Genomic DNA, 15804 nt, shown 5'->3' with positions numbered 1-15804 from the left:
AAGAACGGGTTTGCGCTCGTTCTTCTTTTTTTATGTAAAGATAGATGGTCAAAAATATTTAAATTATTTTACTGAATTTTCACTAAACTATTTGAAAAAATAGGTGAATCAATGGTATAGTCTACTAGAATAAAATGAAAGCGCTTTGTTAGGAGAGAGTATGAATGCGAAAAGCTGTGATTCAAAGTAAAGTAACGACAACAGAACAAAAAAATATTTTAAAGGTTATTGTTGGAAATGTTTTTTTAGGGTTTGCTTACGCAAATTGGATGAAACCGAATAATATTATCAATGGAGGCGTGACAAGTGTCGCGATGATTTTAGAAAAAATCTCGCAAATACCGATTTTTTATTTAACCTCTGGTGTAACAGTCTTGCTACTGATTTTTTGTTGGTTCTTTCTGGGCAAAGGGAACTTTCTTAAATCAATCGTTAGCAGTATTTGCTACAATCTGTTCTTTACGATGTTTTATTTGCTGAAACTCAATGTGCAAATCAATTTGGTTGTCGATTTTCTTTTTGCTTGTATTTTTATCGCGATTGGGTATTATTGCTGCATTTCCGCGAATGCTTCTACGGTAGGAATGGATGTCATTGCTTTAGCAATCAATAAAAAACATCCAGAATTTAGTATTGCCAGAGGAATCCGTTACATCAATGTGATGGTACTGGCTTTGGGATTTTTGACTTATGGGGTAAAATCAGTAGTGATAGGTATTTTGTTCAGTTTACTGAACTCGTATATGTTAGATTTTTTATTAAAACGAAGGATTGAAGAATGAGGTGCTGACATGGCAACAATTAAAGACATTGCAGATTTAGCAGGCGTTTCTAAGACGACCGTTTCTAGAGTATTGAATTTTGATCAAACATTATCGGTAAGTGATGAAACGAAAAAACGAATTTTTGAAGCAGCAGAGAAACTAGAATATACCAAATATAAACGGAATCGCGTAATTGATAAAGGAAAAATCGCAATCGTTCAGTGGATGACGGAAAAAGATGAACTAGATGATGTATATTATCTTTCACTAAGAATGAGTGCTGAAAAGAAGATTTTGGATGAAGGCTATGAGATTGTGCGCTATTTTTATAACGATACACGCATATTTGACGAAGAGGTAATTGGGATTATTTCGATTGGCGAATGTACGCCAGAACAACAACAATCATTAATTGATTTTACAGATAACTTGGTTTTTGTTGGAATGGATATTCTTTCAACCAAATATGATTCTGTCTCACTAGACTTTGATCAAGCTGTGAATAGTGTGATTGACTTTTTCTGTGCGCGTGGCCATAAGAATATTGGGTTCATTGGTGGTTTGGACTACGGCAAAACATTACCTAATCATCCTGTTGGAAAAGATAAGCGAACAATTGCTTTTGAGAAATACACGAGTTTACGCGACGTGTATCGGGAGGAAAATGTATTTCAAAGTAGCTTTGATGTCGAAAGTGGTTACGAGATGATGAAACAAGCAATCGTTACCTTAGGGCAACAGTTACCAACGGCATTTTTTATCGCAAATGATCCTTTGGCAGTTGGTGCATTAAGAGCATTGCTAGAATCGGGAATCAAGGTACCTGAAAGGGTATCGTTAATTGGGTTCAACGATACGAGTGTTGCTAAACATATTTTTCCAACGTTGAGTTCAGTTAGAATACATACAGAACTGATGGGCGAAGCAAGCGTGGAGTTACTGTTGGAGAAATTAGAAACTGGCAGACAAGTAGCTAAAAAATTAATTATTGCGACGGAACTCAGTTTGCGTGGAAGTACAGGCGATTAAACTGGATTAATGGTTGATTATTTGTTTCACTGTTTAAGCGGATGAATAGGAAAAGGTTGTGACTCCAAGCGTTCTGCTTCGAAAAAATAATGAGCAACTGACAAAAATAGCTCTCCATATTTTTGAACAGTTATGAACTATTTCGAGAAGTTGCTTGGTGAACACCGTGAATAAAGGTAGTGACACAAAGTGCTTAGCTTCAGGTAATAAGGAATATTTTCTAAAAATAGCTTCCCGGAGTTTTAAGAAAGGAGGACTTATTACCGAAGAATCTACTTGGGGAACACCGAGGGAAAAGGTTGTGGAGCAAAACACTTAACTCCGACGAGATAGCACCCCAAATAGCTAATTCCTATTTTGAAGTGCTTGCAAGCTAGGTGGAGGAGCTGTTTTGGGACACCATTCACTCGGAAACCAGAGGTATGACAATGCGTTTGTCATACCTCTTTTTTATTTAAAAAGACCCTATAAAAATTAATTCCAATAAGTTTAGTGAATAAAATAAAAAAGTTCACTAAACTTATTGACCTTTGACTAGCTTTCGTGTATTCTACGAATGAATAAAGCGTTTACAAAAATTTAGGAGGTACTTTATGAAGTACAAAAAATTGTTGAGCGGTGCTTTAGGATTATTGGCAGTAGTTAGTTTGGCAGCTTGTGGTGGCGGTGATTCAAAAGCAGAAGCCGGGGCAGATTCTGCTAAGGATTTGGCAAAAGAAGAACGCGTGAAAAAAGCAAGTATCGAGGTCTATGTTCCAAAAGGCAAAAATACCGATTATTTGCAAAAATCCATTGAGCTTTACAATCAGAAGTATGATACAGAATTGGAATTGAATCCAGTAGATGTCGCACCTGCCATCCCGATGGTTCAAAAGGTAACGCCAAAATTAGTTGCAAACGAAAAAATGCCAGATTTGATTTTCTTGCAAGATAGTAATGCTGGTTCGGTTTTTGACAAGTTTGAAGATTTGTTTTATTCATCTGAAGACTTTGGCTTTGTAAAAGAGTATGGCAAAGATTTTTATGATGCAAAAATGAACATGTTGGGGAATATTGCACCGTCGAAAAAAGTATTTGGTTTTCCTAATGACTGGGGAAATGCGTGCATGTTCTATAATGAAACCGCTTTTAAAGAAGCCGGGATTGACGTAACAACTATCAAAAATTGGGACGAGTTGATTGATGTAGGAAAGAAATTAAAAGAAAAAACGGGTAAAAAGCTATTATTCATGCGTGATACAGGAGAATTAGATCTTGTTAAATATTTGACGGAACAACAAGGTGTGTCTCTATTTGATAAAAATGGAAAATTGAATTTATTAGATGATGCTGTTAAAAAATCGTACGAAATCATTCAAAAACTTCAAGATGAAGATTTAGTGGCCTATGGTAATTCAAAAGATTATACAGTGATTGGACAAGAGTGTGGCGTAATCTTTGCCGGTGGCTGGTTGGCTTCTTATCAAGCAACGGATTATCCAGATGATGCAGGAAACTGGCGAATCAGTGCGATTCCTGCGGTGGACGAATCGAAAAACTTTTCACCAATGAGTGGTGGTTCTAGCTATTATGTACCTAAAAGATCAGATAATGCGTTAGCTGCACTACAATTCATTACCTTTGCATTAACGGATAAAGATGCTTTAGATGCTTATATGGAACTAAGTGGTTTGCCTGCAAACGTGACTGCTTATCAAAGTGAAGTTGCTCAAAAAGAGTTTCCTTATTACGGAAACCAAAAGATTTTATTGACGCTAGATGAAATTAGTCAAAATAGTATCAAGGGTTACGCATTCCCTTACTCAGCAGATTTAGATAATTATATTGAGGCTGCAAGCTATGACATCAAGAATAATGGTATGTCTGTTGATAAAGCATTGAAGAAACAGGCAGAAGATTTTGCTTCGAAATACAACGTAGAAATAAACGAGTAAATGAAACGGGTTAGGATAGTGAGGGCTGCCATACTGTCCTAACCTATTTTTAGAACAGAAAAGGAGTATCTGGACATGGAATTTCCAAAAAAGAAAAAAGGCATTACGAATTATTCCCGAACAGCTTACATCATGTTGTTGCCATTTTTAGCATTTTTCATCATTACTTTATTGATTCCAGCAGTGATGTCATTAGGATTTAGTTTTTCAAAAGTATCGACATCCATTGATTTTATTGGTTTAGATAATTTTACAGCTATTTTTAAAGATCCATTGTTTTTTAAATCATACTTCAATGTATTCATCTTTATGATTTTTTCAATTCCGATTACGATTTTCTTTGCTTTGATTTTTGCTGTTTTATTGAATAAGCCAACGATTAAAGGAAAAGGTTTTTTCCGAACAGTGTATTATTTACCGGCAATCACATCGATTGTTGCTGTGTCATCCGTATTTTTAACTTTTTATAATCCAACAGGTTTGTTCAATACCGTGTTAACAACTTTGGGAATGGAGCCGATTCCTTGGCTAACGGATCCATTTTGGGCACGAGTATCCATCATCATTATCTCAATCTGGTTGAATGTTGGGTATTACACAGTCTTGTTTTTAGCTGGATTGCAAAATATCTCTTCAGAAATTTATGAGAGCGCGGATATCGATGGAGCAAATAGTTTCCACAAGTTCTTTAAAATCACGATTCCTTTGTTAAAACCAGTTGTGCTGATGGGAATGATTCTTTCGACAATCAATGGGTTAGGTGCTTTTGAAGTGCCAAACATCTTATTCAAAAATGGATTTGGACCAGAATCTTCTGCAGTAACAGTTGGTGTGAATTTGTATAAAACAAGTTTTGAAATGGTTGATTTTGGGAAAGCTTCTGCGATTGCCTGGACGATGGTAATTATCGCTGCAATCCTATCAATCATTCAGTTTATTGTAGGAGGAAAAAACAATGAAGCGTAAATTGAACCCTTTACTTATTTATTTCGTTTTGCTGATTGGTTTAGTGATCTTTGCTTTACCTTATGTTTATATGCTCATTGCTTCGACACAATCGAATGATGTCATTTTAGGGGAAAAAATCAATTTTACGATTGGCCCACATTTTTTGAAAAACCTCGGTGAGATACAAGAAAAATATAATTATATCCGAGTCTTATTTAATTCAGCTGTCATCACATTGGTAGGGACAGCACTTTCGACGATTGTCACAACGTTAGCTGGTTATGTTATGGCAAAATACCGGTTTAAAGGTAGCAATCTTATCTTTAATTTAGTGATGGTTTCGCGAATGATTCCAAGTTTTGCTACATTGATTCCTACCTTCTATATTTTAAGTAAGTTTGGTTTAACGAACACGTTTGCCGGGGTAATCATTCCGAGTGTTGCTTCGACAACTTCCGTATTTATGATGCGTCAATATGCACAGCAGTTTCCCAATGAATTGATGGAAGCTTCCCGGATCGACGGTGCTAGTGAGTGGACGATTTTTTGGAAAATTGCTGTTCCAGTGTTGACACCAAGTATCATTACGACAGCGTTACTGACATTTATGGGCTACTGGAATTCTTATTTGATTCCGTTGATTGTTTTATCCGATTCAAAAAAATTCACTGTACCATTAATTATTCAAAACATGACACAAAACAATTACGATCCTTTGAATTATGGTGCGCTGATGGCGGTCTTAGCAACGTCAGTTATCCCGATTGTCTTTCTTTATATGTTTTTACAATCAAAATTCAAGTCAAATGGTCTAGACTCTGCAATTAAATAAGAATTTTAGGAGGAACTGCAGGATGAATTTCGAAGTCAAAGAAGAATTTTATGTGGATGGGCAGCCAATCAAGTTGATTTCTGGTGCCGTTCATTATTTTAGAATTGCCCCGACACATTGGCGTCAAACGTTACAAAATTTGCAAGCAATGGGCTGTAATTGCGTGGAAACGTATATCCCTTGGAATTTACATGAACCACAAAAGGGAACGTTTGATTTTACTGGGATTGCGAATGTAACTAAATTCTTAGATATTGCAGAAGAATTAGGTTTGTATATCATTGTTCGACCAAGCCCGTATATTTGTGCAGAATGGGATTTTGGTGGGTTGCCAGCTTGGTTATTGGCAGATCCAAGCATGCGTATTCGCAGCCAACATCCAGGTTATTTGCAGGCGGTGAAAGAATATTATCATGTATTATTACCAAAATTGGCGCCATATCAAGTTACACGTGGAGGGCGTTTGTTGCTTGTTCAAGTAGAAAATGAATATGGTTCTTACGGCGAAGATAAAATGTATTTAAAATTTTTGGCAGAGGAACTCCGTCGTTACTTTGATGTTCCTTTAGTAACTTCAGATGGTGGCTGGGAAGAAGTTTTAGAAGCTGGAACTTTACCACAAGAAGGTATTTTAGCTACAGCAAATTTTGGTTCTGATGCAAATGAAAACTTCAAATGGTTACAGAATTATCAGGAAAAAAATGGACTGAAGGAACCTTACATGTGCATGGAGTTTTGGGATGGCTGGTTCAATTCTTGGGGGAAACCAATTATTCGTCGTGATCCACAAGAAACAGCAGAAGAAGTACGCCAAGTGTTAAAAAAAGGGAGTATTAATTTCTATATGTTTCAAGGTGGCACAAACTTTGGATTTTATAATGGTTGTTCAGATGCAGGAGCAACCAATGAACCACAGATCACTTCTTATGATTATGATGCGCCATTAACAGAATGGGGTATGCCAACAGAAAAATATTTTGCTATTCAAAAAGTTATTCAAGAAGAAGTACCAACAGCTAAAATTTCAAAACCTGTTTATCCAAAGACAATTTACTTAGGTTCTTATGCAGTGAAGGAAAGTGTCAGTTTGTTTTCTGTTTTGGAAGAAATCAGTGAACCGATAATCAATGACTACACCTTACCAATGGAAAAAATCGGACAAAATTTTGGGTATACTTTGTATCGTAGCCAATTATTGAACAAACGTCACATTGCCAAAATGAAAGTTGTTGATGGTTTGGATCGTGTGCAATTTTTCATGAATCAGCAGTTGATTACAACCCAATATCAGGCAGAATTAGGACAAGAGTTTGCATGCGAATTGACTAAAGAACAAAATGAATTGAGTTTGTTGGTTGAAAATATGGGCCGAAATAATTATGGGCCGAAGTTAGTTGCAGATAGTCAACAAAAAGGGATTCGAAGTGGGGTGATGGAGGATATTCATTACATCTCTGATTGGGAACATTATCCGTTAGAATTGCAACCGGAGCAGTTAGATAAAATTGATTTTACCAAAGCGACAATCGCGAAAACACCAAGTTTTTATAAGATTGAGCTATTGCTAGAGGAAGTTGGAAATACGTTTTTAGATTGCAGCAGTTTTGGTAAAGGTGTTGTTTTCGTGAATGGGGAAAACATCGGGCGCTATTGGCAAGCAGGGCCGACCCAGTCTTTATTCATTCCTGATTTCTTTTGGAAAAAAGGGATAAATGAAGTCATTATTTTTGAAACAGAAGGTGTGCCAATCTATGAAATTCATTTTTCTGAAGCACCTATCATGGCATAGGAGTCAGTGACATGGAGCAAAATTTTAAAGGTTTTTTCAATTGCACAAGTCAAGAAGAGCTGTTTGAATTTAAAGAAGAGTTGCTAAAAAATAACGAAAAAGAGTGTCAAGAACTGCTTGCGAGGAGTCAACGGTTTGTTTCTGGGGAATATCTTTTTGATAACGCATGGGACATGGAAAGAACCCACGAGCCTGTTTTCTGGCAAGTAGCAGACATTGAGTGGTCAACTAGTCCAAATGGTGATTTGGAATGGCTCTATATGTTACATCGTCATCGCTTTTTAGTTGATGTAGGATTGGCCTATTTATTAACTGAAAAGCCAGAGTACCAAGAATATCTTGAACGTTTTTTACACGCGTTTCTTCAACATAATCCGCTAAATCAACTAACAAAACAGTCTAGCTGGCGAACCATTGATGTTGGGCTACGTGTAGTCAATTGGTTGAAGCTAGTTGAAATGAATCGCTTCTTGCCACTTTTTTCGGACGAATTGAAGCAAAAAGTAGAAACAGCTCTTGAGATTCAAGGAACGTATCTCTACGAAAATTTATCAATTGAACGAGGGCAGAGCAACTGGCAGGTTTTAGAAATTGCAGGGTTGTATAGTTTAAGTCTAGCTTTTCCCAATTTCGAGAAGGCAGATTTATGGCAAGCAGAAAGTCTCTTTTACTTAACGCATTCATTCGCTTTACAAGTGGAAGCAGATGGTATGCAACGAGAACAATCTTTTATGTATCACAATGAGGTTTTGCTTTGTTTATTGGAAATTTTACAACTCGCTCAAAGGACAGCAACTGACATACCAGAAAAAATGGTTGACTATGCGAAACAATTGGCAAGAGCAGCAAGCTTGTTTGTGAAACCAAATGGTCAGCAACCAATGTATGGCGATAGCGATCAAGAAGATATGACGGGCTTATTGCAATATGCAGAAGTTATTTTAACCAATCCAGAAGAACCAGTGAAAAAAAATCAAGCAGACTTAACCTTTTTTGCAAAAACTTCTTTAGGAAGAGGTCAATTTCCAATTACCGATTGCTTGTTATTGAAAGAAGCCTTTCATCATTTTGAGCAAGCAGGAATCATGATTGCAAAAAGCCCACTGACGTATCATTTGTTTAAATGCGGACCTCTGGGGGGCGGGCATGGACATGATGATTTACTCCATATTGACTTAGCCTATCAAGGAAAAGATATCTTGATTGATTCAGGTCGATACAGCTACGAATTAAGTAAGCACCGACTGGTTTTCAAAGAAGCAACAGCGCATAATACCATCGTGATTGATAAAGAAAACTTTAATCAGCATACAGATGCGTGGGACAGTGTCAAAGTGGCGACACCAATCAATCAAAAAGCTACCGAAAAGTCAGGCATCCAGTTTTTTGAAGGTGGACATTTGGGTTATTTTACATTAGCTGATCCAGTGTACGTCGATCGTAAAGTGATTCATTTTCCGGAGGGATTCAGCTTTGTTAGTGACAGCTATATTTGTCGCGGAAATCATGAAATTGAAACCTTTTTTCACTTTGATTCATCAACAGTTCAACAAAAGCAAAGTATGTTAATCTTCCCAGAATTAGGCTACGAGATTTCATGTTTAGCAAAAGAAGCACGCTGGGAATGTTACGAAAAAAATAGTGCGCCAACCTATAATGAATTGCGAAAAATCACTTGTGCGAGAGCAAAGAAAAATATTCAAGGAACAGCCGCAACAACTTATCTTTTAAACCCACAAGGACTGGTTACAAAAGTTGAAAAGCTACCCGTTTATTCAGAAGCAGAACAACAACCAGATGAAGTAGTGGAAGCAATCAAGGTTCAGTTGAAAGATCGCACACAAAAACTCATTCTAATTCAGCATCAAGAGCCTGCCCATGGGCGAAGAGCCTATTGTGTTGAGGGAGAATATTATTATGGCCGAGTGGTTGTAGCTACTGACCAAGAAAAAATTGTTTTGTATTAAATTGGAGGACAATATGCTAACGAAAGAAAAAGTAGCACAAGAGCTTGAATTTGTTTATCAAAAAATCATTGAGAACCTGACAACATTTGAAACCCTAGTTCCGGCAGCAGTTTCTAAAAACTATTGTTATCCAGCTGTTGAAAACGCAGATTGGACAGATGGTTTTTGGATTGGTATGCTGCATTTGGCTCAAGGCTATCGACCAGACAAGCGAATTCAGCAAGTGATTACCAAACAGCTAGAAGTATTTCAACAACGACTAGATGAAGAAATTGTTTTGAACCACCATGATATTGGTTTTTTATACTCCTTGGCAGCAGTTGCCGACTATCGTGAAAATAACACAGGTTCTTCACGAAAAATGGCGCTCCAAGCCGCGGATGTTTTAATGCGACGTTATAACGAAACAGCGAAGATTTTCCAAGCATGGGGGGAGCTTTCTGATAAAGAGCAACAAGGTCGAATGATTATTGACTGCAATATGAATTTGCCTTTACTGTATTTTGCTTCAAATGAAACAGGCGACCCACGTTATCGAGAAGCAGCTAAAAATCATGTGAAATTGGCACAAAAATATTTGATTCGTGAGGATTATTCGACTTTTCATACGTATTATATGGATATTGAGACAGGAAACCCTCGTTTTGGCGCGACAGCGCAAGGCTACGCAGACGATTCCTGTTGGGCAAGAGGTCAAGCGTGGGGAATCTATGGATTTCCAATCAGTTTTACTCATACAGGTGATGCAACGTTACTAGAGTCTTCTTGTTATTTAGCAGATTATTACTTAGCCCACTTGCCGGAAGATAAAATTGCTTATTGGGATCTGTTTTTTATGGATGGTGAGGAAGAAAGAGATACGTCTGCATCAGCAATTACTGTTTGTGGTTTGTTGGAGTTGGCAAAAAACTTACCGTTAACGGATTCACGACGCCAAAAATATGAAGAGGCTGCGCAGGAAATCATGGTTAATCTGATGAATTACACGACAAAAAGTCATCCTGAATCAAATGGTTTACTAGTTCAAGGCGTATACTCTAAGCCAGGTGGGACAGGAGTTAACGAATGTACTACCTGGGGGGACTATTTTTATTTTGAGGCACTGACACGTTTGTATCGAAGCTGGGCAACTTATTGGTAGGAGGAAACAACATGAAAATTCATTATTTAGGCACGGCGGCAGCGGAAAGAGTTCCCGGGATTTTTTGTAACTGTCGTATTTGTCGTTATGCACGAGAACATGGTGGAAAAGACTTACGAACTCAGACACAAACCTTAATAGATGATGGTGAGTTATTAATTGATTTTCCTGGAGATAGCTATTTTCATTTACGGGAACATCAGCTGAATTTCAATGAGATTGAACATTTATTGATTACACATTGGCACAGCGATCATTTATATGCAGAAGATTTGGCTTTTCGAATGAGCTCGTATGCGAATGATTTGGATAAAAAACTGACCGTTTATGGTAATGCAACTGTTCATCGCTTCTTTGATCGTGCATTTGAATTAGAAAAAATGATTGAACCTGAACGAATCGAGTTTCAAGAATTAGCGCCATTTGAAAAGTATCAAATTGGTGAGTATCAAGTTCATACACTACCAGCTGTTCATGGTCAAAAAAATGGAGATTGTTTCATTTATGTGATTGAACGTGATGGGAAACGCTTGTTTTATACACATGATACAGGATTTCCAACCGATGAAGTTCTGGATTATTTAGAAGAAAATCAATTAAAACTAGATGCGATCTCATTGGATTGTACAGGACAAAACATGACGTATGTTGGTGGTATTCACATGAATTTAGGAGAAAATTTACGACTGATTCAATCGTTGTCCGAACGAGGGTTATGTGATGAAAAGACGACCTATGTTCTTAGTCATTTTTCTCACAATGGAGGTTTGACACATCAAGAAATGAAAGAATTAGCAGATGAGCACCAAATGTTGACAGCTTATGACGGTATGCTGATTGAAATTTAAGGATGAAGAGAAGAGTGGAGCAAAACGTGTGAATGTTTGGCTCTACTTTTTTTCTATTTTTATAATCAAGTTATTTTTTATAAATGAATCAGTGTGCCCAAAATACATTGTTTTTCTGACGCATGGTATAATAAAACTATAGAAGTTTCAACAGGCAGGTTCCAACGCGTAAAGATTTCAAGTTTTGATAAAAAGCAAAATATCGGTGGAAATGGGAGGGATTATGATGGAAGAAACAGTTTTTTTTAATTTAGGAAATGCATTAGCAGCAAAACGTGACCCAAAAGAATTGATTCGTGAAGCACAAATCGTGAAAGACCAACGTCAGCCACTGGGAAAATTGGTCATTGTCGAAGATGAATCAAGTGGAGAACATATATTGTTTGAATTAGCGAGCCAAGAAGAAAAATCGGAACAGACAAAAGAGTTCAAGGTGAAACAAGTGATTGATTAAGTAAAAATAATTCAATAAAGCAGGCTGACTACTGAAGTATGGTATGGGGAAACTTAGTTGCCTGTTTTTTTGTGGGATAGTGCTAGGTAGTTTCTTACCTAGACAAAAATAAGTAGAGAACACAGATGCCTCTGATTTGACACGTGTGTACTGTCTTTCTCCTTTTGATGCCACCAATAAACAATTTACTTTCAGAACAAATAAAAAATCCACCAACCATTAGTAATCTGAGCTAATGGTTGGTGGATTTTTTATTGTTTGCTGCGAGCAATTACTCGGCGAACTTTGGAAATTGAATCACGTGCTTTTTCTTGATTATAAAACATTAAAATGACGTAAAGCGAGTCCATAATGCTTAGTTGAGAAATTCGCGAAGCTAAAGCTTCAGAACGAAATTCGGTTTCTTCTGCAATGGAAATAAAGACCACGTCACCCAACTTAGCCAAAGGAGAATTTGCCTGACTTGTGACGACGATTGCTTTTGCCCCGGTGGCTTTGACGGTTTCTGCTAAACGAATGGTTTCTTTTGATTTACCTGTGTGAGAAATCAAGATTGCACAATCAGTGGGTGTTAAAAGAGAAGCCTCCATCAATTGAATATGGTAATCCGTACTATGAAAAACTGAGATTGGTGAGCGTAAAAATTTGTGATAAGCATCGGTTGCAACGATTTCAGATCCACCTACACCAAAGAAAAAGAGCCGATCAGAAGTGTTGATCAGATCAACCGCTTGCTTTAAATCTTCTTGTCGCAATAACCTTTGTGTATCATTCAAAGTTGTGATGTTGGAGTCAAAAACTTTTTGTGCCATGGTTAATTCCGTATCATTTTGATCAATGTTTTCGTGGATGGCAATCGCAGAAAAATCATTTTCTTGAATGAGCATTGCCATTTTGAAATCTTTGAATCCATTGTAACCAAGTTTTTTCGTAAATTGAAAAAAAGTGGAGTCAGCGATTCCAAGCTCATTCGCTAAATCGCTAATGGAACTGTGGGCTACTTTACTTGAATTTTCTAGAACATAATCTGCAATGGCTTGCTCTTTCGGACTGAAATCATTGTACATGGTTCTTATTTGTAAGCGAATGGATACAGACATATGTGTTCCCCCTTTATTCTCTAAATAAAGGATATAATGTTTCAATAAAAAAATCAAACGAAAAAATTTTTATTTTTTATGTTTACAAAAAAATATTTTTTTGTATAATGAGGATATAAAAATGGAGGCGCTATCATGAAAGTGAGTTTTGTTGGATTAGGTAAGATGGGAATGAACTTAGCAATCAATTTGAAAGAGCGTGGCTATGAAATAAAGGGGACAGATTTAGCTGAAGAGACGTTAAATATTGCAAGTCATGAAGGGATCGAAGCCTTTCAAACAGTCGAAGACTTACTAGCTTCTTATCAAGAAGACAAGCTAGAGCAAAAAATTATTTGGTTGATGTTACCCGCAGGCAGCCCAACTGATCGAGTATTAGAGCAATTATTGCCACTTTTAGCACCGCAGGACATTGTGATTGAAGGTGGAAACTCAAATTATCAAGATTCAGTTCGGCGCGCAGCAATTTTTGAAGAACGTGGCATTTATTATTTTGATTGTGGAACTTCGGGTGGTATTTCAGGTGCGCGTAACAATGCGTGTTTGATGATTGGTGGAAACCAAGAAATCTTTTTATCTATTGAGCAATTATTTAAAGATCTTGCAATTGAAAACGGTTACCTATATGCTGGGCCAGCTGGGAGCGGTCACTTTTTGAAAATGGTTCACAACGGGATTGAATATGGCATGATGCAGGCAATCGGCGAAGGCTTTCAATTAGTGGAACAAAGTGATTATGATTTCGATCTAGCAGATGTAGCTCGTGTTTGGAATCACGGTTCCGTTATTCGAGGGTGGTTAATGGAAATCGCAGAAGAACAATTTCGCCAAAGTCCTGAATTGGCAGATTATCGTGGAATCGTAGCAGCTTCTGGTGAGGCAAAATGGACGGTAGAAACAGCATTAGCAATGAATGTTCCTGTTCCGGTGATTGCGATGAGCTTATTCATGAGAAATCTGTCACAGGAAGAAGACAGTTTTTCTGCAAAAGTTGTTTCTGCTTTGCGAAATGGTTTTGGTGGTCATGAAGTAATCAAAAAAGAGTGAAGGGAGTAAAAAAATGGCTAAGTATCAAATCGCAATTGTGAATTCAAGTAGCTTTGGCAAAATTTTTCCTGAACATTTAAAACGATTAGAAGCGTTAGGAACCGTCAAACACTTTACTGTAGATGGTGAGATACCTGGAAAAGAACTTGCAGAAATGTTGCACGGTTACAATGTGATTATTGCCAGTGTTACCCCGTTTTTTACCAAAGAATTTTTCGAGTATAAAGATGAACTACGTTTGATTTCTCGACACGGCATTGGGTACAACAATATCGACCTCGAAGCAGCAAAAGAAAAAGGAACGATTGTTTCAATCATTCCGGCATTAGTTGAGCGAGATGCCGTAGCCGAAAACAATATCACAAATCTGTTAGCTATTTTAAGATGCACAGTTGAAGCAGATTCTAGTGTGAAAAAGGATCACTGGGAAGATCGTGCACAATTTGTTGGTCGGGCACTCTTCAACAAAACAGTTGGCGTAATCGGGGTTGGAAACACAGGAAGCTGTGTGGTCGAGATTTTACGAAATGGATTTCGTTGCGAAGTTTTGGCATATGATCCTTATAAATCAGAGTTGTATTTACAAAGCTTTGGTGCCAAAAAAGTGGAGCTGGATGAATTACTTGCTTCAGCAGATATTATCTGTTTATGTGCCAATCTTACAGAAGAAAATTATCATATGATTTCAACGGCTGAAATCGAAAAGATGAAAGATCAGGTTTATCTGTCAAATAGTGCTAGGGGTGCTTTGATTGATGAGGAAGCACTGGTTGCAGGGCTAAAATCAGGAAAAATCGCTGGTTTTGCTACAGATGTCTTGGAAGAAGAACCGGGAAGAAAAGATCATCCTTATCTATCATTTGAAAATGTTGTAATGACACCACACACCTCTGCATATACAAGGGAATGCCTAGAAGAGATGGGAAAAAAATGTGTTGAAGATGTCGAGCGAATTGTTGCTGGTCGTTTACCAGAACGAGCGGTTCAAAGTCAGAGCTATTATTTAGTATAAAATTCAGTTGATAAAATCAGTTCGTAGGATAAAGGTCGTTAGGTCAAAACAAAAATGAACGAAAGTTTAGGGGAGGACTTATGGAAAATTTAAGTATCATACAAAGTTTATTGATTGCCTTATGGGTTGCAGCTATCATGTCAAGATGGCTTGGCGGAGGGGCAACGTTAACACTTCGATTCTCGCCATTGATGACAGGGTTAGTTGTCGGAATCATCATGGGAAACGTGGCACAAGCAATGATTATCACCGCTTCATTACAAATGATTTATATGGGTGTCTTTTCACCTGGAGGTTCAATGCCAGCTGAACCATCAATTGCAGCAGCGGTGGCTGTTCCAGTAGCACTTTTAGGAGATCTTTCACCTGAGGCAGCAATTGCAGTAGCTGTTCCAGTAGGATTATTAGGAAGTTATTTATATCAATTGCGCTTCTTTATCAATACATTTTTAGGGAAATATACAGATAAAGCTGTTGAAGACTTGAACGACAAAGCAATCAAACGTTCAATTATCTTATATCCAACCTTGGCTTCATTTCTGTTATTCGTACCGTTAGTATTTATCGCACTTTATTTGGGGGCACCAATTATTGCCGATGTGATTACTGCTTTAGAAGGAACGGTTGTGATTCATATTTTAGAAGTTGTTGGTGGTGGTTTAGCGGCAATTGGGATTGCTACAACAGTTTATGTTATTGGTCGAAAAGATTATATGGTGTTCTTCTTCTTGGCTTATTTCTTAAGTGTTGTCTTCAAATCATTAGAAATCACGATGGTAACTTACGCAATCTTTGGTGTATTGATTGCTTTGATTTTCGTGAAATCACAACAAGGAAAACATGTCCAAGCAGCTGCTGACAATGGTAATGGTACTGCAACGACAACGTTCGATGATGATGACGATGACTATGATGATGGATTCTAAGCAAAGTAAGGAG

Annotated in this window: 14 protein-coding genes; 13 read left to right on the top strand and 1 reads right to left on the bottom strand. The window is 37.4% G+C overall.

Annotated features, from left to right (window positions below):
• The first annotated feature begins 164 nt into the window (after positions 1 to 164).
• From IGJ76_RS10825 to IGJ76_RS10780, 10 genes are all read left to right on the top strand, one after another.
• Positions 165 to 782, top strand: coding sequence for a YitT family protein (locus tag IGJ76_RS10825; protein ID WP_430596620.1), 618 nt, complete (start codon positions 165 to 167; stop codon positions 780 to 782).
• A 9-nt stretch (positions 783 to 791) separates the two neighbouring features.
• A complete protein-coding gene (locus IGJ76_RS10820) occupies positions 792 to 1793 on the top strand; it encodes a LacI family DNA-binding transcriptional regulator (protein WP_430596619.1) in 1002 nt (333 codons plus the stop codon).
• 593 nt (positions 1794 to 2386) lie between these two features.
• A complete protein-coding gene (locus IGJ76_RS10815) occupies positions 2387 to 3727 on the top strand; it encodes an ABC transporter substrate-binding protein (RefSeq protein ID WP_430596618.1) in 1341 nt (446 codons plus the stop codon).
• Positions 3728 to 3802: 75 nt separating this feature from the next.
• Positions 3803 to 4693, top strand: a complete 891-nt coding sequence (locus tag IGJ76_RS10810; RefSeq protein WP_067482743.1) for a carbohydrate ABC transporter permease — start codon at positions 3803 to 3805, stop codon at positions 4691 to 4693.
• Positions 4683 to 5507 (top strand): carbohydrate ABC transporter permease, encoded by an 825-nt coding sequence (locus IGJ76_RS10805; protein WP_067482741.1) that lies wholly within the window; start codon positions 4683 to 4685, stop codon positions 5505 to 5507. Before IGJ76_RS10810 ends, IGJ76_RS10805 begins: the two co-directional genes overlap by 11 nt.
• Positions 5508 to 5529: 22 nt before the next feature.
• Positions 5530 to 7296: a glycoside hydrolase family 35 protein gene (locus tag IGJ76_RS10800; protein WP_270345860.1), complete on the top strand. Its 1767-nt coding sequence runs from the start codon at positions 5530 to 5532 to the stop codon at positions 7294 to 7296.
• Positions 7297 to 7307: 11 nt separating this feature from the next.
• Positions 7308 to 9263, top strand: a complete 1956-nt coding sequence (locus tag IGJ76_RS10795; RefSeq protein ID WP_430596617.1) for an alginate lyase family protein — start codon at positions 7308 to 7310, stop codon at positions 9261 to 9263.
• Between the two features lie 13 nt (positions 9264 to 9276).
• Positions 9277 to 10404: a glycoside hydrolase family 88 protein gene (locus IGJ76_RS10790; RefSeq protein ID WP_368027080.1), complete on the top strand. Its 1128-nt coding sequence runs from the start codon at positions 9277 to 9279 to the stop codon at positions 10402 to 10404.
• 11 nt (positions 10405 to 10415) lie between these two features.
• Positions 10416 to 11252, top strand: coding sequence for an MBL fold metallo-hydrolase (locus tag IGJ76_RS10785; protein WP_067482733.1), 837 nt, complete (start codon positions 10416 to 10418; stop codon positions 11250 to 11252).
• A gap of 226 nt (positions 11253 to 11478) precedes the next feature.
• Complete coding sequence (locus IGJ76_RS10780) at positions 11479 to 11706, top strand: hypothetical protein (protein WP_067482731.1); 228 nt, start codon at positions 11479 to 11481, stop codon at positions 11704 to 11706.
• A gap of 251 nt (positions 11707 to 11957) precedes the next feature.
• Here the strand turns inward: IGJ76_RS10780 and IGJ76_RS10775 are convergent, their stop codons facing one another.
• The gene (locus IGJ76_RS10775; protein ID WP_067482730.1) at positions 11958 to 12806 is read right to left on the bottom strand and encodes a MurR/RpiR family transcriptional regulator; all 849 of its coding nucleotides are present in this window, start codon (positions 12804 to 12806) and stop codon (positions 11958 to 11960) included.
• 135 nt (positions 12807 to 12941) lie between these two features.
• Here IGJ76_RS10775 and gnd point away from each other — a divergent pair, with 135 nt between their 5' ends.
• The 3 genes from gnd to IGJ76_RS10760 all read left to right on the top strand — a co-directional run bounded on the left by gnd (position 12942) and on the right by IGJ76_RS10760 (position 15791).
• Complete coding sequence (gene gnd / locus IGJ76_RS10770; protein ID WP_067482728.1) at positions 12942 to 13853, top strand: phosphogluconate dehydrogenase (NAD(+)-dependent, decarboxylating); 912 nt, start codon at positions 12942 to 12944, stop codon at positions 13851 to 13853.
• A 13-nt stretch (positions 13854 to 13866) separates the two neighbouring features.
• A complete protein-coding gene (locus tag IGJ76_RS10765; RefSeq protein ID WP_071869168.1) occupies positions 13867 to 14865 on the top strand; it encodes a D-isomer specific 2-hydroxyacid dehydrogenase family protein in 999 nt (332 codons plus the stop codon).
• 80 nt (positions 14866 to 14945) lie between these two features.
• The gene (locus IGJ76_RS10760; protein WP_067482724.1) at positions 14946 to 15791 is read left to right on the top strand and encodes a PTS mannose/fructose/sorbose/N-acetylgalactosamine transporter subunit IIC; all 846 of its coding nucleotides are present in this window, start codon (positions 14946 to 14948) and stop codon (positions 15789 to 15791) included.
• Positions 15792 to 15804 lie beyond the last annotated feature (13 nt).

The organism is Enterococcus sp. DIV0175, assembly GCF_050529075.1.
GTDB classification, from domain to species: Bacteria; Bacillota; Bacilli; order Lactobacillales; family Enterococcaceae; genus Enterococcus_B; species Enterococcus_B thailandicus.
This window is presented reverse-complemented; position numbering and strand designations above follow the sequence as displayed.